This is a genomic window from Glutamicibacter sp. GQ173, from assembly GCF_059759215.1.
The window spans coordinates 1-22,383 of record NZ_JCAXDT010000005.1 but is presented as its reverse complement, the minus strand read 5'-3'; the positions used below and the strand labels follow the sequence as shown (position 1 = coordinate 22,383).

Genomic DNA, 22,383 nt, shown 5'->3' with positions numbered 1-22,383 from the left:
CACCCAGATGCCTGAACTGCCAGAAGTGGAAGTAGTCCGTCGAGGGCTGGAAAAATGGGTGCGCACGCGAAGGATCGAAGCCGTACAGGTGCTGGATCCGCGTTCAGTCAGGCGGCACCTTGATGGCCCGCTCGATTTCGAGCAAACTTTGATAGGCTGCACCATCTCCTCGGTGGTGCGCCGAGGAAAATTTCTCTGGCTAGGACTCGATGGGCTGGATGTGCCGGCGGTCCTCGTCGCGCACCTGGGGATGAGTGGCCAACTATTGGTTGAGCAGCCACACGCGGCAGACGAAAAGCACCTCAAAGTCAGGCTGTCTCTCGGGGAGCACCTGGACTATCCAGATGAACTCAGATTTGTTGATCAACGGATATTCGGCGGGATGTTCCTCTCGCCATTGGTAGCAACCTCCGACGGGCTGCCGGCCGGACTAGGATCCCCAGAACCTGCCATACCCCAGGCCGCCGCGCACATCGCCCGCGATGTCCTTGACCCGAATCGCAGCGCCGAGGATTTCTATTTGTCCCTGCGCCGCCGTAATACCGACCTCAAGCGCGCCATCCTGGACCAGGCCGTCATTTCCGGGGTGGGCAACATCTACGCTGATGAGGCGCTATGGCAGGCCAAGCTGTCGGGATCCCGGAAAACTGCCACGATCAGGCGTCCTGAAGTACAACGGCTCAACGATGCACTGGTCGATGTCATGACCCGCGCGCTGGCGGCAGGCGGCACGAGCTTCGATTCCTTGTACGTGAATGTCAACGGGGCCAGCGGCTATTTTGCCCGCTCGCTCAACGCCTACGGACGCGAAGGCAAACCCTGCCTGCGCTGCGCCGAAAACGGGGTGGCCTCGGTGATCCGCCGGGACGCGTTCATGGGGCGCTCGTCCTACACTTGCCCGGTGTGCCAGCCACGTCCGCGGCGTTAGAAGTCAATCGCTCGGACGCGTGGTTTGAGCCTCACCCAGCTAGAGGTGGTCTCAACAAATGGTGGTACCGCTTATCACGTCAAGGAGTGGGGCTGTTCTGTTTATTGCTCCTCGGGCCATTCGCGTGTATGTCACGTACGTGTCAGGCAGGCCTGGGCGTATTGTTAACGAACGGTTTCCGTGTGCTTCAGCCATGCCAGAGGTCGTGTGTTTTCCAATTTCCGGGTGTTCCCATTGATTCGATAGAAAAGTGCGTGAGGCTGGGAACTCTTGCAAGAGCGCGGCCAATTGTTTAGATCAATCCGTTCCAGAACCGATGGACTGCAGAACATAGGCAATGATTGCCAGAACGTTCTAGGAACCGAAGAAAACTTTCGCGCTTTCATCCTCCCGCAAGTGGTCGAGGGCAGCGATCTGCCCGATTTTTTCGCCTTACAGGGGCGTTCTGAAGCTTACTGTTGAACAGACGAAAGCGTTGAGCGGCGACATCGCGGATGCAGTTAAGGCTGGCCAGCCAGCTCGTCATGAACATTTTGACGGGGCGCCGAGCGCAAATGCGATCTGTACCTTGTCCCGTTGGCGCAGGCCGCGGTATGGGACCGTGAAGCGACCCAGTTTTATGTGCTCCAAATGCAGCTGTAAAAAGAACTCTAAATTCCACCTGCAGGAAGTGACATGGAACTATTCAGATGCGAATCATGCTGGTTGTCCTCCTGCAGGGACTAGCGGCATGAAAGCGGCAAACCTAGTTTGCCGCTCAGCGACATCCCACTGGGGCAGTGCTTCTTGGAGAAGCCCTGCCCTTCTTTATTGCCAGGAGAAATTTCTTCTCAGCCGAGCACCTTCTCATGGCTGAGCAAGGGCACCGGAAAGCAACCATTGGGACAAGGTTGATGGGGCCGGATATGTCCGCTCGACTTCATCTGATCAGACTCGAACGCCTAGCCTCATCGTCTTGTTTAGCGGGTTTAGCACAATGTGGGTTCGTCCAGTCTCCTAGAATAACTATCCTGGCCGAAGCGTGCGTAGAGGTTTACGTGATTATAGAAAAGCTAACCAAAGATTTTCTATTGATCTTCTTCTTCGCCACGGAAATCGAGTCGAGCTAAACACACCGCTTTGATTTCTTGCTGACAATTTTAGCCCAGCATGAATATTCGACGCAGATCGTTCTTCTAAAGATTAGATTTTTATTGGCATTTCAAATAAACTGCAGCTCTGTAGATACATTTCCTCGTCTACATTCATCACTCATTCAAGGAGTTCACTTGACCATGTCACCATCTGGCTCTGCGCCATTGGATCCGCGTAATGGATTCGGCGTTACAGCTCTTGTCCTCGGAATCATCGCCGTTATTTTCTCATTCATTCCTCTCGTGGGAATAGTCTCCTTCTTCGTTGGCGGACTAGCCGTAATCTTCGGCATTATTGGTCTCACCCGAAAGAATCGGGCAAAAGGGCTGTCTATTGCAGGTCTAATCCTCGGGGCTGTAGGAATCATCATTGCTGGAATTGTCACTGCGACAACTGCTGCATTTGTCAGCAGCGTTGATGAGGAAATGAACAAAGAAGCCACAGTCGTATACAAGGCAACTTCAGAAAATAATGCGACAGTCATGTTCGGGGCGACAAGCGGTACGTCCAACGAGGATTTCAAGGGTAAATGGGAGCAAGAAACCACCGTCACCGGGTGGGACGCAACTTCCCTCATTGTAACCAGTGGCGATTACACTACATCGCAGAAGGTATCCTGCGAGATCATCATTGATGGGGAGAGCGTTGCCAAGCAGTCCGGAACCGACAATGTCAGCTGCACGGCGGATACCATCTCCAAGTAGCAGCACCAACGAAAAGCAGCCCGATCCCATTCAGGACTTCCCGAATAGGATCGGGCTGCTTATTTCTGCCTCGTCTTTGTTGCGTAGAACTTCGGTATTCGAAGCATAATTCCAGTGCATCACTTGCTTGGGGAATCCAGGAAAGCGAAAATGCAGGACCCGTTGGATTAGCTTTGGTAGGAATGCTTGCTGCAATTATCGGCCTGTACCTGGGCTATTATGTGTCCTCAAAGAATCAATGCTAATGCTGCCACCAATGCTGGTGTTGCTATTACCAGGCGCAGTCAGGATTATTATCGGCGTCAGCGCGGAATGGTATTCAGGCAGAAAACCGCGCCAATCTCATTGTGCAAATGGGACGGATGCTAGCATTTAAAAATGACCGTTATACCCGATTCCTCGCCCGTGGTCCTGTTGCATGGCTGGCCAGTCACGGAGAATCACTGGCGGCACTTGGTGCCAGTTCTCGGCAAAGCAGGGTACAGCATCATCCCAATCACTTTGCCTGGACTCGGAGCTGCACCAGAAGGATCTCAGAGCTTCCGAAAAACAGACCTCGCCATGTGGGTTCGTAACGAACTGGCACGACAAGGAATCACACGTTTCGCCCTGATTGGGCACGACTGGGGTGCCACAGTGGCCGCCCTACTAGCTGCGGAACTGGGATCCGCGGTGACCGCGCTCGTCGTAGAAGAAGAAATCCTACCGGGAATCGACATCGACATCCCCGCCCCAGGGCGAGACTACTACCCGACTTGGCACGGCTCATTCAACAGCGTGCCTGGACTTGCCGACCACCTTGTGCCCACAAACGAAGCTGTCTTTTACGGAGAGTTTCTTGCGCAAAGCGCAGGGCCACCGAGGCTAGATGACGAAGCAGTTAATTCATACATCCAGGCCTATTCTCGATCGGGCGTCTTGGAAGCGGGTCTCAGCTACTACCGCACCCGGAGCGGTGATGTCGCCGACGTTCGAGGGCTGCTGACCGGCCCTTTGATGAAGACCCCGGTACTCGCCATAGGAGGAAGATTTGCGATGGGATCTGCCGTTGCCGAAGGCATGCGATTGCTGGCCACAAATGTAAACGGTCTCGTTTTCAATAGCTCTGGGCACTACCCCCTGGAACAAGAACCCATCGAAACCTCGCAGGCGATTCTTGCCTTCCTGCACCGCTATCACTCGACGGAAAAACATGGTCTTTCTATTTAGCCCCACTATGCTGACTCGCTTGAAAACAAGCGACTAGCAGTCACATAAATTTGTCCAGCCCTCACCGAACATCAATCCGGTGAGGGCTGGCTGCGAGTTTTGCGCCAAGAGAAGGATTTCTCCTTTTCCCATGGACCTCCGTTTCCCCCAAAAAATGGAAGTCCGGCGTGAAACTTAGACATAGACTACCCCTCGTATCCAAACTCAGCGACGCTTTACACGGGTGAGTCCTCTTTCGGCGTGAGCAGCCATTGGCCCCTTTGCCCGAACGGTGAGTGAGTGGGGAGAAGTTTCTTTGTGTCTAGTCGAGGTAGAACAAAGGCTGGCTGGCAATATGCCACTGCGAAATATCACCGGTCAATCCGCAAATCCGGCCCCCCAAGAATGAATGCGTGCTGGTGAACAGCTAGGAATCCCAAATGCTGCAGAGTCGCCTACATAACGAACTAACCACCGCACTCGGCGCGAGGATGGGGCGACCCGACGCGTGTGTTCAACGTCGCTGGGTATTACACCTAGGCCACCACCGCATTTGGCGGCTGCGATGGCAAAGGCACGGAAGTCGCTTCGGCGGGCTTGCTTGAAGTCCGCGGGCGTGATCGAAGACGTTTCGACCATTGAAGAAATGTACGCCGTGGCGATCGCCGAAGTGGACTCGGAGCGCAGCATGGCCGTGGTCCGAAGGGATTGCTGAGAAACACATCGCGGCGTTGATGGCGACTGTTCAGCGCCTGATATTCGTCAGCCGTTCTCACTAGCTGGCTGGAGAATCGAAAATATACAAGACAGGGGGACAGCGCCCGGAATGAATGCCGGGCTCAATGCCACGAAACTTCAACGATTGTGAATTGGATCCTCAATTCTCCCCTAGGGGAAAAATGGCTCAGGCGTTTGAGGAAAGGAGAACAACCTTGAAACCTGTACTCGCGGGCGGCACCGCCGACCGCCCGGATCCGACGATGCCGGACGACCTCGCTGGCCTCGCCAGGATGGATGCGACCTGCTATGGCGTGCTCTCCAACATGGGTTCCGGCGGCGGATGGCTTGTCTTCCTAAGAGTTCCTGGAGGTGAACCAGGTTGCTGGCGCTGGCAGGAAGTTTTGCCGATGCGGGGGACGACCTAGGACGGGTGCCGGATCGCAGCAGGTAGCGCAGGGTCCCGGCTCCATGCGCTCCAGCTTCCTGGATAGAGCCTGCCCTGTCCAAGCCCGGCGTATTCCATCGCCAGCAGGTTGTGGCAGGCTGTCACTCCGGCCCCGCAGTAGCTGACCACGCCGGAGGCATCGACAATGCCCGCAGCCGCGAACCTGTCGCGAATGACCTGGGGCGGCTTGATCGTTCCGCCATCTTTGAGGTGGTCCCGGCACGGAACATTGACCGCGCCCGGGATATGCCCTCTGCGGGGATCGGCTTCGGGAACCTTGCCCAGCCGCGGATCGGTTTCAGGTTCCTCGCCGCGGTACCGGTTATTCGGACGGGCATCGATCAGCACGGCTTCCGAGAGGGCTGACACGTCCCGAGTGGACAATAGGAATCCTGCAGGCCATGGTCGGGGAGGGAAAACGGCTGGAATCGGATGAATCGGTGAGGAGTCCAGAGCGCCTGAATAGGCTTGGATGCCGCCAGAAATCACGGCGGCAGGAACATCTAGCAACCGCAGCATCCACACCAAGCGTGCAGCGATGACCCCGCCCGCGTCATCGTAGGCGGCCACCGGCCTGGAACCGTCAATCCCGGCTCGGGACATGGCCCGGGCGAAATCCTCCGGCGCCGGGAAAGGTCCCCGTCCGGAGTCCCCGGTGATTTCTCCGGTGAGGTCGGCATCGAGATCGATAAATACCGCACCGGGCACATGCCCCGTCAGGTAGGCATCAAAACCCGGGCGGTCCCAGTACCAGCGCGCATCAACTAGGACGATTTCTTGGACATGATTTTTGCACCATTGCCAACTGACAAACGGTTCCATGCGGCCTCACAAATGGCGATAGGACTACGGAAAGTACTGCTGTTGTCCATATTCGGCCCGATTCGTGCACCCCGCCAAGTCATGTCCACCATGTGGCGAGCGAAGGCCCTTCGAATTCAACAAGGGAAAGGCCTTCCTTGAAATGCGTCAGGGCAACTGCGAAACCAGGACCTGCTCGTTGAACGGCGCCCAGGCGTCCACCGCCCACTGGCCGAAATTCTTATCGGTCAGCGTCACGCACGCCAGCCGGTGTTCCGGATCAACCCACAGGAACGTCCCGGATTGGCCAAAGTGCCCGAAGGTGCTGGACGGGTGGTCTTTGCCGGTCCAGTGCGGATTCTTGGTGGAACGGATCTCAAAGCCCAGGCCCCAGTCGTTGGGATTCTGCCGCCCGTAACCGGGCAGGATGCCGGCCAGGTTTTCAAAATGAACCCGGGTGGCATCGTCCAGTGTTTCCCGGGCCACGATGGTGGGGTTGAGCAATTCGGCGGCGAACTTTGCCAGATCCGCGGCCGTGGACCGGCCATCCTTGGCGCAGCTGCCCGCGATACCAGTGCTGGCCATGCCCAGCGGCGCAAAAACCGCCTCTTGAGCGTAGTCGGCCATGCTGATCGAGGTCTGCGCCTCAAGGTGGGCGGCAAGCTTCTCGAAACCGGTATTGGAGTAGCCGCGCTTGGCACCCGGCGCAAAGCGGATGGTCTCGGAATCAAAGTCGTAGCCGGCGGTGTGGGCCAGCAGATGGTGGACCGTGGACCCTTCAGGGCCGGCGGGATCGTCGAGGCTGATCGCTTCTTCTTCCAGCGCTACCAGGAAGGTGTAGGCGCTGAGCAGCTTGGTGACCGATGCCAGCGAATACAGGCGGTCCAAGTCACCGTGCTGGTCGACCACGCCACCGTGGCCATCAATGACAACGGAAACTGCGTTCGCGGAAGGCCACTGGTCAATTTGGCTCAGAATGCTCATGGAATGATCTATCCCTCGATATTTCTTGATGGTATGTGCGAGCAGAATCAGAAAAAGCCGAGCACGCTTCGCTAGAATTGCGTGAAGGATTGAGTGCTACTGCCCAAACCAACCTTAGCGATCCGACCCAAACTTAGGAACTTCACGCCGTGCATCTAAAGACTCTTACCGTTCGCGGATTCAAGTCTTTCGCGTCGGCAACAACGTTCGAATTCGAACCCGGGGTCACCGCGGTAGTTGGCCCCAACGGCTCCGGCAAATCCAATGTCGTTGATGCGCTCGCCTGGGTGATGGGGGAGCAGGGGGCCAAGACGCTTCGTGGCGGGAAGATGGAAGACGTCATCTTCGCCGGCACGTCCGGACGCCCGCCTTTGGGCCGCGCCCACGTTTCGCTGACCATCGACAACGCCGACGGACAGCTTCCCATTGACTATGCGGAAGTGACCATCTCCCGCACGCTGTTCCGCGCTGGCGGTTCGGAATACGCCATCAATGGGAACTCCTGCCGCCTGCTCGATATCCAAGAGCTGCTCTCGGATTCAGGACTTGGCCGGGAAATGCACGTCATCGTCGGGCAGGGGCAGCTGGACCGCATCCTGCACGCTACTGCCGAAGACCGCCGGGGATTCATTGAAGAGGCCGCCGGGGTGCTCAAGCACCGTCGCAGGAAAGAAAAAACCCTGCGCAAGCTGCAGGCCATGCAGGGCAACCTCGACCGTCTTGAAGACCTCAATGCCGAGGTCCGCCGCCAGCTGGCTCCCTTGGGGCGGCAAGCAAAGGTAGCGCGCCGCGCCCAGAGCGTGCAGCACGATGTGCGTGATGCCAAGTCGCGCCTGCTCGCTGATGACTTGGTGACCCTCAATAACCGGCTTGCCCAGGACATCGATGACGAGTCCAAGGTCCAGGCGCAGCAGCAAGAAGCCTCGGATCGGCTTGAACGGGTCAAAAGGCATATCGCCGAACTCAGCGGCCAGGTTGAAAATGTCACCCCGCGCTTGGGGCAAATGCAAGATACCTGGGTGGCATTGAGCACCCAGGCCGAACGGTTCCGCTCCTTGGCCGCCTTGGCGCGCGAACGCAGCAAACTGCTGGAAAGCAATGAAACCCACTTTGATTCCAGCCGTGATCCTGAACGGCTCGAATCCCAGGCCGAGCGCCTGGGCGAAGAACTCGAAGAGCTTGAACTGGCGCTGGAAGACCGCCACGAAATCCTCGCCGAAGCCGTGGAAGCCAAGGAAGAGGCTGAAGAGCAGTCCCGGGCCGAGCAGCAGCGCATGGCGGCCATGCTCCGTGCCGCGGCAGACCGCCGCGAAGGGATCTCCCGGCTGGCCTCGCAGGTCGCTTCGGCGCGCAGCCGGGTGGACGTGACCCGGGCAGAGATCATACGGCTGCAGGAAAGCGTTCAATCATTTGACTCAGACCTGGAACTCGATCAGCGTTCCCATGATGAAGTCTCAGCCGAGCTGGATACCCAGCTTGCCGGCGAAACAGACCTGAACGAGGAATTTGAGCTGGCGGACAAGGAATTCTCCGCCCTGGTCCAAGCCCAGCAGGCCGACACCCAGCGGGAACGCGAACTATCGGTGCGCGTCTCCGGCCTGCGCTCAAGGCTTGAAGCGCTGAAGCTCAACACCAAGCCCGATGACCAGTCCTCGCACCTGCTGCAGTCGGCCTCGACTGCGCTGTTCGGGCGCCTTGGCGAGCTGATGACCGTGAACCCAGGCTACGAGCAAGCCGTCGCAGCGATCCTTCGGGACAACGCGGAATCGCTCGTGGCAGTTGATGCCCAGTCGGCAGCCAGTCTGCTGGAGCAGCTCCAGTCCGAGGAGTCCAGCGCCGTCTTCTTGCACGCGGATATCGGCCAAACCGCCACGCCATCGCCAAAGTTGCGCAACGCTATTAGCGCCCGCGAAATCGTCAGTTCCGAGAATAAGGTCTCCGCCCTGCTGGACCAGCTGTTCGAGGGCCACTACGTCGTTGAAGAACTCGGCCAAGCACGCAGCGTGCTGGCTGAATATCCACAGGCGAAGGTAACCACCTTGGACGGGACCACGTTCTCGTCCCTGCGCAGCTCCGTGGGTGATGCCGCTGGAGCGTCGCTGATTGCCCAACAGGCCATGGTGGAGCAAACCGAGGCCGAACTGAACGAATGCCAGGGCGAACTCGGGTTGGTCGAGGAGCGCATTGCCGCACGCGCACCGCAGCTTTCTGTCGCCGGGCAGCAACGGGAAGACGCGCTCTCGGCGCTGACCGAATCGGACGCCACGATCGATGAGCTCAGTTCGTATCTGGCGCGACTGGGACAGAAGCTGCGCAGCGCGCAGGCGGACAAGCTCCAGCTCATCGAGCGCCTGGAAACCTCGAACGAGAAGCTGGAAATCGAGCAGGAATCCCTTGAAGAGATCACCGAGCGCATGGAGCTTGCCTCCACGGACCAGGAAGAAGAAACCATCGATGACGCAGCGCGTGCCGCGCTCGCCGATGCCGCCGCTGCCGCGCGCCAGCAGGAACTAGAAGCCCGCCTGGCGTTGCGCAGCAGCGAGGAGCGGGTATCGGCGCTGCGCTCGCGGATCGAGAGTCTTCGACGCACCGCAGCTGCCGAACGCAACCACCGCGAAGTCGCAGCCCGCCGGGCCGAACAGCGCCAGGCGCAGGCTGCCAACGCGAGCCGTGTCGAACAGGCCGCCGAACGCGTTTTGCGCTTCATCGAAGTCTCGGTGTCCATGGCCGGGCAGGAACGCGAGGAACTTGCTTCCAAAAAGGCCGAACTCGACCAGATGCTCGGCAACCAGCGCACCGAGGCCGAGCAGTTAAGTGCCGAACTGGCCAGGCTGGCCGACGCGGTGCACCGCGATGAGATGGCCCGCGCCGAATTGCGCCTGCGCATCGAAAACCTGGAAATCAAGGCCCTGGAAGAACTGGGATTCACTCCCGATCACCTGATTGCCAACTATGGCCCGGATCAACTGATCCCTGAAGCCATCGATGAAGATGATAAATGGGGGAGCCTGCGCCAAAATGTCGACGAAGACGGCAACCCCATTGGAACCAAGCCCTTTGAACGCGTTGAACAGGAAAAGCGCCTGAAGAAAGCGGAGCGGGATCTATCAGCCTTGGGCAAGGTCAATCCGCTCGCGCTCGAGGAATTTGCGGCTCTCGAAGAACGGCACAAGTTCCTCTCCGGCCAGCTTGAAGACCTGAAGAAGTCCCGGGGAGACCTGGAACAGATCATTGCCGATGTGGATGCCCACGTGGAGCGGGTCTTCACCGAGGCCTATAACGACACCGCGGTACAGTTCAAGCGGATCTTTGACCGGCTGTTCCCCGGCGGCGAGGGCCAACTCGTGCTCACCGATCCAGAACACATGTTGACCACGGGCATCGAAGTGGAAGCGCGTCCCGCCGGCAAGAAGATCAAGCGCCTGTCGCTGCTCTCCGGTGGCGAGCGCTCACTGACGGCAGTGGCGCTGCTCGTCGCCATCTTCAAGGCGCGCCCTTCTCCCTTCTATGTCATGGACGAGGTCGAGGCAGCACTCGATGACATGAACCTGGGCCGTCTGATCACGATTTTCGAGGAGCTTCGCGAGTCCTCCCAGCTGATCGTCATTACCCACCAGAAGAAGACCATGGAGGTGGCCGACGCGCTTTATGGCGTCACCATGCGCGGTGACGGTGTCACCACGGTCATCAGCCAGAAGATGGAACGAACCCTGACGTAGCGGGGACGCTGCCCCTCGCCCCCCAGCCATTAAATGGCCAAGGGGGAGAAGGGCTCCTGCAGGGAATTGCGCATTGCGGATACGGGCGAACCTCCCCGCGCCTACCGGCTGGCGCTGGCCAGATGGCGCCGTGCGATGGCCGACTGCACTGCTGCCAAGCGTTCCTGGGCTCGCAGCCATTGCGGATACGGGCGAACCTCCCCGCGCCTACCGGCTGGCGCTGGCCAGATGGCGCCGTGCGATGGCCGACTGCACTGCTGCCAAGCGTTCCTGGGCTCGCAGCCATTGCGGATCCAGCCGAACGGCCTCACCCATGGCGGCTTCTGCTCCGGAGAGGTTACCGGCCTTGATCAGGCATTCGCCCAAGCGCAGGTGCGAGGCTGGCTTGTCCGGTGAAATGCGGCAGGCCTGTTCCATGGCGCTGGCTGCTTGCTGGTAGTCCTTTTGCGCGGCATAGGCGTAGCTGATGCGAACGTAGTAGTGCGAATTCCCGGGGGCCAGTTCGATGGCCCGTTGCATCGAGTCTTGAGCAGGGCGGTAGTCCTGTGCTTTCATCTGCCATTCACCCAGGCGAAGGTAGTATTCCGGTTTCTCGGGTGCCAGCGCAACGGCGTGCTGCATTGCATCAACGGCATCGGTCCAGCGGTTCTGATCTGCGTACGCATAGCTCAAGCGGACGTGCGCCGCCGGTTGGTTGGCATTGATCTGCAGGGAGCGGCTGATGGAGGCTTCTGCCTCCTTTGATCTGCCAGCTTTCAGCAGCAGCTCTCCTAGGCGCAAGCGGGCATCTGCTTTTGTCGGCGCCGCTTTGATTCCCTGGCGAATGGCCCGGATGGCATCCGACAGGTTCCCTTGTTTTTCGTGAATCCGGCTGAGGCGCGCGTGCGCACGGGCCAACGACGGGTCAACGGCTATGGCCCTTTGGAATGCCAATTTGGCTTCGTCGAATTCGCCGGCGGCGAGCAGCATTTCGCCAAGCCGATAGGGCAGCCGCGCGATTTTTGGATTCATGGACTCAGCGGTGCTCATGGCCTTAATGGCGGCGGCACTATTTCCTTGCCGGGAAAACTCGGCAGCTTGCTTTTCGTGCGGATAGTGCGTGAGTTCAGTATTGGTTCTCACCACGTTATAGAAGTTGTCCAGGTCGAACTCGCCGTGGGCAATCTCGCTGACGAGGCGCTTGAGCTTGTAGGTGTCGTTCAAGAAGAACGAAACCGGATGCCCTCCATATTCCAATGGGACCAGTGTTCCCTTGGTCATGCGCTCGATGCCTTGGGCGTGTTCCACGTCTACTGTATCGGGGCAATAGAAGACGTAGCCTTCGGCGTCCTTGCAGTCTCCCGAGCGGATGTAATTGTGCTTGAAGTCAAAAAGATGTCCTTCGTCGCCCCATCGATCGTCCTTGACCTCGCCGTCAGCGGCGATATCGTACAGCGGTGAAAGGGCAATGAACGTTTTCGCGCCAAGTTTCGTTGCGAGGCTGATGGCGGCCATGCCACCCATGCTCCCGCCGTAGGTGATTAACGTGGTCCCCTTGGCACGTTCCTTGATGATGTCAACGACTTGCTCGATTTCATCTGTTTGGTACCAGTGGTTTCTGCTGCGCTTAACCAGGAATTCATTCAAGCCGAGTTGTGCAAAGATGCCACGCCCGTAGCCACCCTCGAAGGGGCTGGGATCAACGGCGTCAATATACTTATTCCTCGCCTCGAAAGTGACGATTGATATGGGAAAACCGCCGTCGTGATAGTCGAGGGCGAGGTCGTGGCCGACAAACAGCTCTTCGTGGATAACGGAATTCTTTTGCACGGGTAAACCCTAGCTTCGCGAGGATGGCGGGTTCAATTCATTACCGAGGTGTCGTGTCGATTTCCATCGAGGTGAAGCGGTCCGTGGTGGCCGAAGCGTGAGAGTTCGCGATCTTCAATCGACATGATTAGAGTGGTCACACCCTACTCGGAACGATCGTTATGAATTTGTAACATTACTAATCAGGTGGGAAATAGCACCTTCTTTCTGGTCGCATCTAGTGTTGCTTCTCTGTATATAATTAGGGTAGACATACATCGAACCCGGAAGGGTTCTGGAATTTGGGAAATTGATGGCTCTGTTTAGAAGGCGCAGTAAAGCTTCAAGTGGCAACGTTTCGCATGAGGTGTCCCCGCCGGATCAGGGCGAACCCGCGGCACCAGTGATCCCCGCGGCGCCCGCCAAGGCCACGGCCCCGCAAATTTCCGGTGATTTCGAAGCAATGGCAAAGGCCGCTGAGCCGAAACCGGCCGGAGTTTTCGTCAGCGTCATTATTCCTGTTTACAACTCAATGCCCTACCTGACTGAATTGCTCAACTCCTTGGAACTGCAGGATTTGGACAAGAGCCTTTACGAGGTCATTGCAGTCAACGACGGATCCACTGATTTCGGTGGCGAGATCCTGGATGTCTATGCCAAGCGCAATGACAACTTCACCGTCGTGCATCAGGAAAACAGCGGGTGGCCCGGCAAGCCGCGCAATGTCGGAACTGCACTGGCCAAGGGCGAGTATGTTTTCTACGCGGATTCTGATGACACCTTGGGAACCGAAGCGCTGCGCCGCATGCGCGACTTCGCCTTGGAGCATGATGTAGATGTCCTCGCCCCAAAACTCGTTCCCGTTGGCGGTCGAGTGATTCGCACTTCGCTGTTCTCCTCAACCCAGATCGATGTGCCACTCGAACAGATCTTTGCGACTTTGATGCCGCAGAAGCTCATTCGCCGCCAGATGATCCTCGATCACGACCTGCGCTTTGCAGAGGAAAAAGTCCGTCTCGAAGATGGAATGGTGCTGGCAGGATGCTACTTGCATGCCAAGCGCGTGAGCGTCCTTGGAGATTACGACTACTACTACATTCGTGAACGCGGGGACGGGAACAACATCAGTGCCCAGCCTTTCGAGCCAATGGGCTACGTCGAATCCATGACGCACATCAGCAATACGATTCGCAGCAACACCCTTGACGATCCAGAGCTGGGCCGCCGCCTGATTGCCGGCCTGTTCAAGCGCAAGGGCTTGAAGTTCTTCGTCGGAGAGCGGTTCTTGAAATACCGTGAAGCCCGCGCCAAGCTGTGGACGGCGGCATTCGGCCCATACGTCCAGGAGTTCCTGGCCGAGCGCACCGGCGAAGTGCTCAGCGAGCACGATGCTGCCAAGGCCTCGGCAATTATTGCCGGGGACTACGAGGAACTGAAGCGGCTGGCGGCGAAGGATGATGACGTTGCTGGGCGCCCGGAGCTGATCAAGGCCACCAGCAAGAGCGATCATTTTGAATTGCGCTTCTCCAGCCCAGCCAACGGGCCGGCTCCTCGTGGAATATATGTTGATGAACGCGAAACCGATCGTCGTCTTCAGTTCCCCATTGTGGCGCAAGAATCCGGGCAGTACATTGCCAAGATTTCCTACGCAACGCTGGGCGCCAGCCTCAAGGGCAAAGCGGACATGCACGTCAATTACGACCATGCCGAAACCCGGCGTATTCGCATGCCGGCCAACGTCAAGGAAGCAACTTATGCCGGTGCAATTGTGTTCCGGACAGTCACTGGTGCGTTGAGCATCGATCTGCGCAAGGCCAAGCTCGCCTGAACGCGCCCAAGAAAATGATGGAGTGAATGCCGATAATTGGCATTCACTCCATCATTCTAAAACCAGGTTCCGGCGCCGAGCGATGCTGCGGGCCGCCGGTGACTAGCGCGGGTTCTTGGGAGCCGGGGATCCCTCGTCCAACGCCACAGGGCGGATCGTGCGGGGGACCAGGGCCCAACCGATCAAGCCCACCAGAGCAACCAGGGCTGAGATTCCAAAGGCAATTTCATAGTTCAGCGTGTCAGCCAGGAAGCCTGCAAGCAGCGGGCCGATAATCGCCCCGAAATCCTGGCACATCTGGAAACCGGCCAAAGCCTTGCCGCCGTTGCGTCCCGTGCCGATGACATCGGAAACCGACGCCTGCTGCGCCGGTCCGAGGATGCCGCCGCCGAAGCCGGCGAAAATCGAGCAAATCACGAACCCGGCCCCCGAGGTGAAAATCCCCATGGATCCGATGGACAGCAGCAAGAGGGCCAAGCCAATCATGACTGGCATCTTGCGGCCCACCTTATCGGTCAGCTTCCCGGAGAAAAGCAATGCGCAGCCATTGCCAATGGCAAACAGCGCCATCGACAATCCGGCAATCGTGGTGCCCAAGCCCTGCCCGAAAACGGATAAGGCAAAGAGCGGAATCATGCTGTTTCGAATGCCGAAGGCCAGCCATCCGTAGCTGAAACCGGAGAACAGCGCCGCGCGATAGGCGGGGGAGCTCAGCGCCTCCCGGGTCGTGACCACTTCGATGGCTTGGCGGGTCGTGGCAGAATCCTCGGCATCCCGATCCAGGTCGCGGCGGCGGCCCAGGGCGAAGTAGACCACGGCGGCAGCGATCACCAGGGCGGTACCGTAAATGAAGAACGGCAGGCGCATGCCCAGCGGCGCCAAGAAGCTTCCAAGCACTGGACCGGCAACGTTGCCCAGCAAGAAGGCGCCGGCGTACAGCCCGGAAATGCGGCCACGGGACTCTTCTGGCGAAAGCCGCGCAATCAGGGCCATCGCGGAAATGGTGAACATGGTGGAGCCGAAGCCGCCGAGCCCGCGAGCGATCAGCAACTGGGTGTAATCCTGGACAATGCCGCACAACAGCGTTGAGACGGCCACCAGCAAAACTCCTGTGACGTAGATGCGCGGTTCCCCGAGCTTGCCCACCAACGCGCCCGCCACCGGAGCGAAAATCAAACGGGTAAAGGCAAAGATGCTCACGATGACACTTGCCGCCGCCGCTCCGACATCAAAACTCACCGCATACTGCGGCAGGATCGGGGCGATGAGCCCAAACCCCAAAGCGATAATGAATGCCGCCACCAGAAGGACGCCAATTTCGCGGGGGATCGGGGCGCGTGAAGCCGCTGTGCGGTTGAAAAACTTGATCATTGCCGATGGCCTGGGGCTAAACAGGCCTTCCAGCCTTTCTACGGGACAGATAAGGGCGATAGGGCCAAACTAAGTCTATGTCCTCTTGGTCTTTCATATTTTGGCTAAATGATCATGGCTCGGTGTGGATATCCCTAGGCTGAACCAGGCCATTCACCTGCAAGTTCACAATGGGCCGGAACATTGAGCAAAGTGGGCACGCATATGATTGGCTAGAGTGGGATTCGGGCATGCATCCCTCAGGCGAGACGATGCTCTGTCTTATACAGCGTGATGAAGCTACGACCAATTCATTCGTATTCGAAGCCGAACTACATGGAGGAAGAACTTGGCAGAGCTGGCCGGCGCCCATCATTGTGCTATTGCCGAATTGGCTAATGACCCCATCGGTAGCGCAATTTTTACGAAGTTGTCCAGTGACGACACCGAGATTCGTGCCGCGGTACCTGTCCTGGGGTCGACCGTTGCAGTCCGATGCGTACCTTCGAGCGAGGGGTATATTGTCGGATGCGTCGGAACCAATGCCGCTGCCCTCCAATGGCTTAACGACGTGCTGATTACGCAGGCATCGGTGGAATTCGATGTGCATGGTAATCCAATGCATGCGCTAGCCACCCGCGTGCCAACCGGAAATGTCCCGGCGGAGATGATCCGCGCGGGACAAAAATTGTTGGCATTGCGCAGGCAAGAGGAAGTTGGGGATTTCGACCCGGGGACCCACATTCCCATGTATTGGTATTCGGCGAAACTCAACTTTGGCGACTGGGTGGGTCCGCAATTGGTCCAGGCATATTCGGGTCGTCAACCTATTCAGTTCAACCGCCCTGGAACCAATGCCCGAGCCTTGTTCAGCGTTGGTTCGATTGCAGGCAAGATCAACCGGAACAATGTTGATGTCTGGGGCAGTGGCTTGATGCGTCCATTGACGATCAAAGAAGTTGAAGTGCGCAAGCGGCTCAAAGGGATTAAGGTCCACGCGGTGCGTGGCAAGCTGACCCGTCGTGAACTGCAAGATTCACTCGGTTGGGAAGTTCCCGAGGTCTATGGCGACCCAGCGCTACTATTGCCCGATGTGATTGTGCCCCGGGACCAAGATCATGGCCAAGTCGCAGTCGTTCCGCACTACGTTCATTTGCCAAGAATTGACCACAATGCTGTGAGTGGACGAGTGGTAGATGTGCGCAATGATGTCAAGGCGGTCGTCGAGGAGATCGCCGGGGCCCAAGCTGTGGTGTCCAGCTCCTTGCATGGTTTGATTGTTGCGCAGGCATATGGTGTGCCTTGGGTATGGCTTGATGTCATTGACCATCAGCTGGGGGGCAAGGACTTCAAGTTCGAGGACTTCTTCAGCTGTCTGGACCGCGAGACCGTAAGCCGGATTCAGATCAGCGCAAGCGAGCTCGCAAGTATCGATCTAGCGGCACTGGGAGCCAAGGCGACGCTGCCGGCGCTTCAGATTGACTTGTCCCTGTTAAGCGACACGTTTCCGATCGATCCTGTGACTGGCCCGCTACACGAAGATTTTCGTGCCCGTGTAGAAGTGCTCCGCTAGCCCGGAACTGCCCATCAACAAGGCCCCCTAGCCAGATGCGGACGTGTCTGGCAGGTGCTTTGTCTACAGCCGAAAGGCTTGCCGCCTGACGCTACGGATTTTTCTCGCCATCGGTAGTCACTGCGGTGGCTTCGGGGCGCGGTGCGTCCTTGAAGACATTCTCATAGCTGTTTGAGAGATGGCCGATATCCAGCGCTCGTTTTCCGGCCCCAGCAAGGCGGTGGGCAAGAATCCCTCCGGCGGGCCCCAAGGCGATGAGCACGAGTTCACAGTCGCTGTCGGCAACGAGAGCTTGAACGCGATCCAAATCGTCGTACGCTCCCACTGGTTCCGAATAGATAAACTCGTGGCTCGCAAGGTTGTCGAACAGTTCAGGAATTAGATCAAATCGTGACCCTTCACCGGTCACGATAGCCACCTTTTTGCCATCCCATACTTGACGCCACAGATCGACGGCACGCTGTCCCAAGGTCGAAAAGGCTTGGGGTCGAGTAACATGGGCGCAAGCGTAGGTGCGGTCAGAAGCTGTAAGCTGCACTAAGCGCGGCCATAGTTCTTGATATACGCCAGACCAATGTGCATCACGGAACAGCTGAGGAAAACCGACTGCCAAGTTGGCATCATTACTGGTGAAAACATTCCGAAGGTCTTCTTGGAGTTCGGGGGAGTTCTTCTGAAAGCGAAGATTGAAATCATCGAGCAGCATGAGCCGGAACTCGCCGTCACCGAATCGGGACATGGACACATCAGTTGTGGCTAGCAGTTCCAAGGTTTCCAGCAGCGTTTTGACTTGATTGCGGTGGAACTTTGATACGTCCTGCATGACTTCAGAGGTTGCCGCAAGCCGGATGGTTTCGAGCTCCCGTCGATGTGTCTTCAGCTCTTTGTGAATCTGGCGCAGCAGGGTCTTCTGATCCCGGTCGGCAGTAATTGGCGGGTCCAGCGTTACTGCGATTGGCCTGCTATTGACTACTTTGACGCTGAAAATACGGTTGGCGACTTTTCGAATGCGATCTAACATGCGGAAATCCTCTTTCACTTCAGCTCTTGTTGAGCTTATCATTCTGCTCCTGCGTTATTTCCATTGCGTTTGGCGCTGTAGACACGTAGTCAGCAGGTTCTGACTAGGATGATCATCAACGCGGTCAACCAATGGACCTAGTTCAATCCGCAGACCTTGAAAGAATAATCGTCGAACCGTGGGACGTATTTGAAGCCGCTGATGCATCATGGCGGGCTCGGGCTTCACATCGCCCATTGGCGACATCATTTCGGCGATAATCTGCGGGCCTGCCCGGCAGGTCCAGCTTGTCGGGCCAGTGCCCTAAGAAGGGGCACCTTGCTTGACGGTTTGCAGCCGAGATTCAGCAGCAGTGGCACTGCCTGCGGGCCTCGCCGGTCGAGCTCCAAGAAGTATCAAGAAACAAGGCTCTTCTTTCATGGTGCAGTACGGGGCATCGTCCCCAAAGACGCGGAGGTGTGAGACGATTTAACGCGTGTCTGATTCGCTTACATTAACCATCATCATTGTCGCGGTTGTTGCCGTGGTGGGCATTGGCGTCATTGCCTTTGTCACCAAGGGCCGCAAGCCCAAGACTCCATATACTTCCGAGCGCGATGCTGACGACCTGCCAGCCGGTCAAACCGCAGAAGGCACGACCGAGGCCGTTGCTGACGCCGCCGGTGCAGCTGATGCGGCCCTCGCCGTTGAAGAGCTCGTCGTACCGGCAACGCCGCAGCTCGATGTTCCCGAACCGGTCCAGGGCCGATTGGCGCGACTGCGTGCCCGCCTGACCAAGTCCAACAACATGTTCTCCAAGGGCCTGCTGGCTCTGCTCAGCCAGGACACCATTGACGAGGATGTCTGGGAAGAAATCGAAGAAAATCTGCTGATGGCAGACCTCGGCACCGAACCAGCCATGGAACTCGTCGATGCCCTGCGCGAACGCGTGAAGATCGAAGGCAGCAAGGATCCTGCCCGCGTGAAGGCAATGCTCCGCGAGGAACTGCTCAAGCTCGTGGATCCAAGCCTGGACCGCAGCTACCTGCCTGAGCCGCACCCGGATCGTCCAAGCATCATCATGGTCGTGGGCGTCAACGGCGTTGGCAAAACCACCACCATCGGCAAAATGGCCCGTGTCCTCGTCGCCGAGGACAAGGACGTGCTGTTGGGTGCCGCTGACACCTTCCGCGCCGCGGCCGCGGAGCAGCTGGCCACCTGGGGCGACCGCGTGGGTGTCCCAACGGTCCGCTCCGACATCGACGGTGCCGACCCTGCCTCGGTGGCATTCGAAGCAGTTTCCGCCGGCATCGACCAGGAAGTCGACATTGTCATGATCGACACCGCTGGCCGTCTGCAGAACAAGGTCGGTTTGATGGACGAGCTTGGAAAGATCAAGCGCGTCGTCGAAAAGAAGGCCACCATTGACGAGGTGCTGCTCGTCTTGGATGCAACCACCGGCCAGAATGGCCTGCAACAGGCCAAGGTCTTCTCGGAAGTGGTCAACGTGACCGGCATCGTGCTGACCAAGCTTGACGGCACCGCCAAGGGCGGCATCGTGGTCGCGATCCAGCGGCAGCTGGGCGTACCAGTGAAGCTGGTTGGCCTGGGCGAGGGACCGGATGATCTGGCGCCGTTCAGCCCAGAGGATTTCGTGGACGCATTGCTCGAAGGCTAGTAGGCAACGACGGGCCGGGTGGGCCTCGCTATGGCGGTCCCACCCGGCCTGTTTGTGCGCCAAATTCGATGCGCCACGCCGATGACGCCCAGTTAATGAAAAATCTGGATCGGCAGAAACGTGGCCGGCTTGCGCGGTCCGTTGTGCCATGTCAATACCAGAAAATGAGGCGTATAGCCGCAGCCGGTGGATCCAAGCGGCCGCTTGGATGCCCAGGATTCCCAGAAACATGCCAGTTACCTTCGGTAGAAATGAAGGCTGGAAGTTTAACGTGAAATTACTACACCTGAACACCAGATGAGGTTGGCACGGCCAACTGTTTGGATCGTTCGGTCTCCACCCGCAAAGGATCTCTTAGGACGTGACGTCGAACCAAGACCTGCCCTTGCCCATTCAACGCGACCCGAGGCCCCGGGCCTTCCGCGCTGACATCCAGGGACTTCGCGCCATTGCTGTTGGCATTGTGGTGCTCTATCACTTCTGGGGACATTACCTTCCAGGTGGATTCGTCGGCGTTGATGTCTTCTTTGTCATCTCAGGATTCCTGATCACCTCGCACCTCATTTCCAAGCCGCCAAAGAACCTGGCGGATGTAGGGCGTTTCTGGATGCGCCGAGTCAAGCGGCTTATCCCTGCTTCCTTCGTCGTGATCTTATGCAGCGTCGTGGGGATTTGGCTCATAGCCCCCACTACGGTGTGGCAAGACTGGGGCTTGCAGGCCATAGCTGCGACCTTTTATTTCCAGAACTGGTTCCTCGCCCTCACCAAGGTCGATTATCTGGCCGAAGGCGATGCCGTAAGCCCGTTCCAGCATTTCTGGTCGCTGTCCGCAGAAGAGCAGTTCTACTTCGTATGGCCAATCCTGATTGGCGCGCTGGTCTTTGTGGCGGTGCGGTTCCGGCGGAAGCCTGGGGCCATGGCGCTAGCTGGAGTAGGCACAGTCTTTGCCGTGTCCCTGGGGTATTCCATCTACGCCACGGCCACCGATCCGGGCAGCGCTTATTTCTCCACCTTCACCCGTGCGTGGGAGTTCTCCGCCGGGGCTCTGGTGGCTGCCTTGGGAACCAAGATCCACGCAGCGAAGAAGGACTGGGTCAGTCTGGTAGGCGCATGGGGAGGCATATTGGCCCTCACCTTCAGCGCGCTGGCCTTCAGCGGCGATATGCCGTTCCCCGGCTATATTGCTGCCGTCCCGGTATTGGGCACGGCCTTGCTGCTGCTTTCGCATTCCACACACACGTATTCGCCCAACATCTTCCTGAACACCAGGATTTTCCAATTCTTCGGTGACAACTCCTATGCGATCTACCTTTGGCACTGGCCGCTGCTGATCCTCATGCCGTACCTGGTCGATGACTTTGGATGGCCGCAGAAGATCATCGCCTTGGCCCTCACCTTGGTTCTTGCTGTCCTGACGCAGAAGCTGGTGGAAGTTCGCTTCCGGAAATTCATCGACACTTCCGCCCTCCTCTCCGCCCCGCGCTTCCTGGTCGCTGGAAGCCTGGTCCTCGCTCTTGTGGCAGGCAGCTTCTATCTGACCAGCACACGCATCATCCGGAATGCAGAAAATGTCGACGCGGCCCTTGCGTCGGTGCAAAAAGAACTGGGCGAGGACTGCTTCGGGCCAGAAGGCTTGTCGGATAATTGTGATAATCCGCAGACGCTTCAAACCTCCTACGAGAGCGCTGCGCCGGCACCTGTCGTCGCGAAAGAAGACAAGCCGCGGGTTTATGCGGACGACTGCTTCTCGGGCGCGGGGACAGATTTCGCGACTCGCCCCGTATGCAACTACGGACACGGGGAAATCAAGGTGGCACTGGTGGGCAATTCCCATGCGGGACAGTGGTTCCCTGCCATTGACAAGGTCGCCAAGGCACATGGTTGGAGCCTGGATACCTATCTGGCCAGCCGGTGTGCAGTACTCGATGCCCCGCAGGAGTTCGAGTCGGAAGAAGACGTTCAAGGCTGTAATGACTATGCCCGCTGGGCTACAAAGCAGTTTGAAAAAGAGGACTACGACCTGATCATCAGCTCCAACAGATTCGCCCAGCCTCTTGCGGGACGCACCCTAGCGGAGAGCGAGGCCCCAGGGCGCGATGCCTATGAAGAAATGCTCCAGGACTGGAGCGATACCGGGGCAGAGGTCGCGGTGATCCGAGACACTCCCTGGCCCGGGGCGACTGTAGGGAACATTCCGGATTGCGTGGCAGCGAATTCCGCGGACTACAAGGATTGCTCCGCAGCTGCTGAAGAATGGATTCCCATGGACCCGCAGGCCGAAGCGGTCAAGGCGCTGGATGATCCAGACGTCGTGAGCATCGACATGAATGATCAGTTGTGCGATGACACCACGTGCTACCCAGTCGTCGGAGGAGTCATGGCCTATTGGGACCATTCTCATTTGAGTGAGACCTACGTGCAGATGCTGGCCAAGACCGTCGACTCCCGCTTGCAGAAAGCCGTTGAATCAAAGGATCTCTTTCCTGGATCCTCCAGCTGATACTGCAAGTTAATAGCAAAACAGAGCTGGCGCTGAACCATTC

General features: G+C 58.1%; 15 protein-coding genes. 10 read left to right on the top strand and 5 right to left on the bottom strand.

Features of this window, described 5'->3' with window-relative positions:
- Window positions 1-7 precede the first annotated feature (7 nt).
- The 5 genes from mutM (at window position 8) to AC6CHO_RS09370 (ending at window position 5,099) form a co-directional block, all read left to right on the top strand.
- Window positions 8-928 (top strand): bifunctional DNA-formamidopyrimidine glycosylase/DNA-(apurinic or apyrimidinic site) lyase, encoded by a 921-nt coding sequence (gene mutM, locus AC6CHO_RS09390; protein ID WP_498214769.1) that lies wholly within the window; start codon window positions 8-10, stop codon window positions 926-928.
- Between the two features lie 1,268 nt (window positions 929-2,196).
- Complete coding sequence (locus tag AC6CHO_RS09385) at window positions 2,197-2,766, top strand: DUF4190 domain-containing protein (protein ID WP_498214768.1); 570 nt, start codon at window positions 2,197-2,199, stop codon at window positions 2,764-2,766.
- Window positions 2,767-3,144: 378 nt separating this feature from the next.
- Complete coding sequence (locus AC6CHO_RS09380) at window positions 3,145-3,975, top strand: alpha/beta fold hydrolase (protein WP_498214767.1); 831 nt, start codon at window positions 3,145-3,147, stop codon at window positions 3,973-3,975.
- A 544-nt stretch (window positions 3,976-4,519) separates the two neighbouring features.
- Window positions 4,520-4,669, top strand: a complete 150-nt coding sequence (locus AC6CHO_RS09375) for a hypothetical protein (RefSeq protein WP_498214766.1) — start codon at window positions 4,520-4,522, stop codon at window positions 4,667-4,669.
- Window positions 4,670-4,886: 217 nt separating this feature from the next.
- Window positions 4,887-5,099, top strand: a complete 213-nt coding sequence (locus tag AC6CHO_RS09370; RefSeq protein WP_498214765.1) for a hypothetical protein — start codon at window positions 4,887-4,889, stop codon at window positions 5,097-5,099.
- Here AC6CHO_RS09370 and AC6CHO_RS09365 read toward each other — a convergent pair.
- Together AC6CHO_RS09365 and AC6CHO_RS09360 are read right to left on the bottom strand one after the other, a co-directional pair.
- Window positions 5,096-5,941 (bottom strand): sulfurtransferase, encoded by an 846-nt coding sequence (locus AC6CHO_RS09365; protein WP_498214764.1) that lies wholly within the window; start codon window positions 5,939-5,941, stop codon window positions 5,096-5,098. The two genes, AC6CHO_RS09370 and AC6CHO_RS09365, sit on opposite strands and share 4 nt — an antisense overlap.
- Before the next feature lie 147 nt (window positions 5,942-6,088).
- Window positions 6,089-6,904 carry a serine hydrolase domain-containing protein gene (locus AC6CHO_RS09360; protein WP_498214763.1) on the bottom strand — a complete coding sequence of 272 codons (816 nt, stop codon included), beginning with the start codon at window positions 6,902-6,904 and terminating at the stop codon, window positions 6,089-6,091.
- Between the two features lie 149 nt (window positions 6,905-7,053).
- On the opposite strand from AC6CHO_RS09360, the gene smc reads away from it, so the two are divergent.
- Window positions 7,054-10,623 (top strand): chromosome segregation protein SMC, encoded by a 3,570-nt coding sequence (gene smc, locus AC6CHO_RS09355; protein WP_498214762.1) that lies wholly within the window; start codon window positions 7,054-7,056, stop codon window positions 10,621-10,623.
- A gap of 207 nt (window positions 10,624-10,830) precedes the next feature.
- Here smc and AC6CHO_RS09350 read toward each other — a convergent pair whose 3' ends face one another.
- Window positions 10,831-12,432, bottom strand: a complete 1,602-nt coding sequence (locus tag AC6CHO_RS09350; protein ID WP_498214761.1) for a tetratricopeptide repeat protein — start codon at window positions 12,430-12,432, stop codon at window positions 10,831-10,833.
- A gap of 346 nt (window positions 12,433-12,778) precedes the next feature.
- Here AC6CHO_RS09350 and AC6CHO_RS09345 point away from each other — a divergent pair, with 346 nt between their 5' ends.
- On the top strand, window positions 12,779-14,239 hold the full coding sequence (locus tag AC6CHO_RS09345) for a glycosyltransferase family 2 protein (RefSeq protein WP_498214760.1): 1,461 nt from the start codon (window positions 12,779-12,781) through the stop codon (window positions 14,237-14,239).
- Window positions 14,240-14,341: 102 nt separating this feature from the next.
- Here the strand turns inward: AC6CHO_RS09345 and AC6CHO_RS09340 are convergent, their stop codons facing one another.
- Window positions 14,342-15,610 (bottom strand): MFS transporter, encoded by a 1,269-nt coding sequence (locus tag AC6CHO_RS09340; protein WP_498214759.1) that lies wholly within the window; start codon window positions 15,608-15,610, stop codon window positions 14,342-14,344.
- A 328-nt stretch (window positions 15,611-15,938) separates the two neighbouring features.
- On the opposite strand from AC6CHO_RS09340, the gene AC6CHO_RS09335 reads away from it, so the two are divergent.
- Window positions 15,939-17,162, top strand: a complete 1,224-nt coding sequence (locus AC6CHO_RS09335; RefSeq protein ID WP_498214758.1) for a polysaccharide pyruvyl transferase family protein — start codon at window positions 15,939-15,941, stop codon at window positions 17,160-17,162.
- 91 nt (window positions 17,163-17,253) lie between these two features.
- On the opposite strand, the gene AC6CHO_RS09330 is transcribed toward AC6CHO_RS09335, so the two are convergent.
- A complete protein-coding gene (locus AC6CHO_RS09330; protein WP_498214757.1) occupies window positions 17,254-18,183 on the bottom strand; it encodes a GT-D fold domain-containing glycosyltransferase in 930 nt (309 codons plus the stop codon).
- A 475-nt stretch (window positions 18,184-18,658) separates the two neighbouring features.
- Here AC6CHO_RS09330 and ftsY point away from each other — a divergent pair, with 475 nt between their 5' ends.
- Together ftsY and AC6CHO_RS09320 are read left to right on the top strand one after the other, a co-directional pair.
- Window positions 18,659-19,840 carry a signal recognition particle-docking protein FtsY gene (gene ftsY / locus AC6CHO_RS09325; RefSeq protein ID WP_498214756.1) on the top strand — a complete coding sequence of 394 codons (1,182 nt, stop codon included), beginning with the start codon at window positions 18,659-18,661 and terminating at the stop codon, window positions 19,838-19,840.
- Window positions 19,841-20,201: 361 nt separating this feature from the next.
- On the top strand, window positions 20,202-22,340 hold the full coding sequence (locus tag AC6CHO_RS09320) for an acyltransferase family protein (protein WP_498214755.1): 2,139 nt from the start codon (window positions 20,202-20,204) through the stop codon (window positions 22,338-22,340).
- Window positions 22,341-22,383: the final 43 nt, after the last annotated feature.

Bases quoted from the DNA above. Each gene is read 5' to 3' on its own strand.
- AC6CHO_RS09365 (WP_498214764.1), bottom strand. From the start codon at position 5,941: ATGGAACCGTTTGTCAGTTGGCAATGGTGCAAAAATCATGTCCAAGAA.
- AC6CHO_RS09330 (WP_498214757.1), bottom strand. From the start codon at position 18,183: ATGTTAGATCGCATTCGAAAAGTCGCCAACCGTATTTTCAGCGTCAAA.
- AC6CHO_RS09360 (WP_498214763.1), bottom strand. From the start codon at position 6,904: ATGAGCATTCTGAGCCAAATTGACCAGTGGCCTTCCGCGAACGCAGTT.
- mutM (WP_498214769.1), top strand. From the start codon at position 8: ATGCCTGAACTGCCAGAAGTGGAAGTAGTCCGTCGAGGGCTGGAAAAA.
- AC6CHO_RS09375 (WP_498214766.1), top strand. From the start codon at position 4,520: ATGGCAAAGGCACGGAAGTCGCTTCGGCGGGCTTGCTTGAAGTCCGCG.
- AC6CHO_RS09340 (WP_498214759.1), bottom strand. From the start codon at position 15,610: ATGATCAAGTTTTTCAACCGCACAGCGGCTTCACGCGCCCCGATCCCC.
- AC6CHO_RS09380 (WP_498214767.1), top strand. From the start codon at position 3,145: ATGACCGTTATACCCGATTCCTCGCCCGTGGTCCTGTTGCATGGCTGG.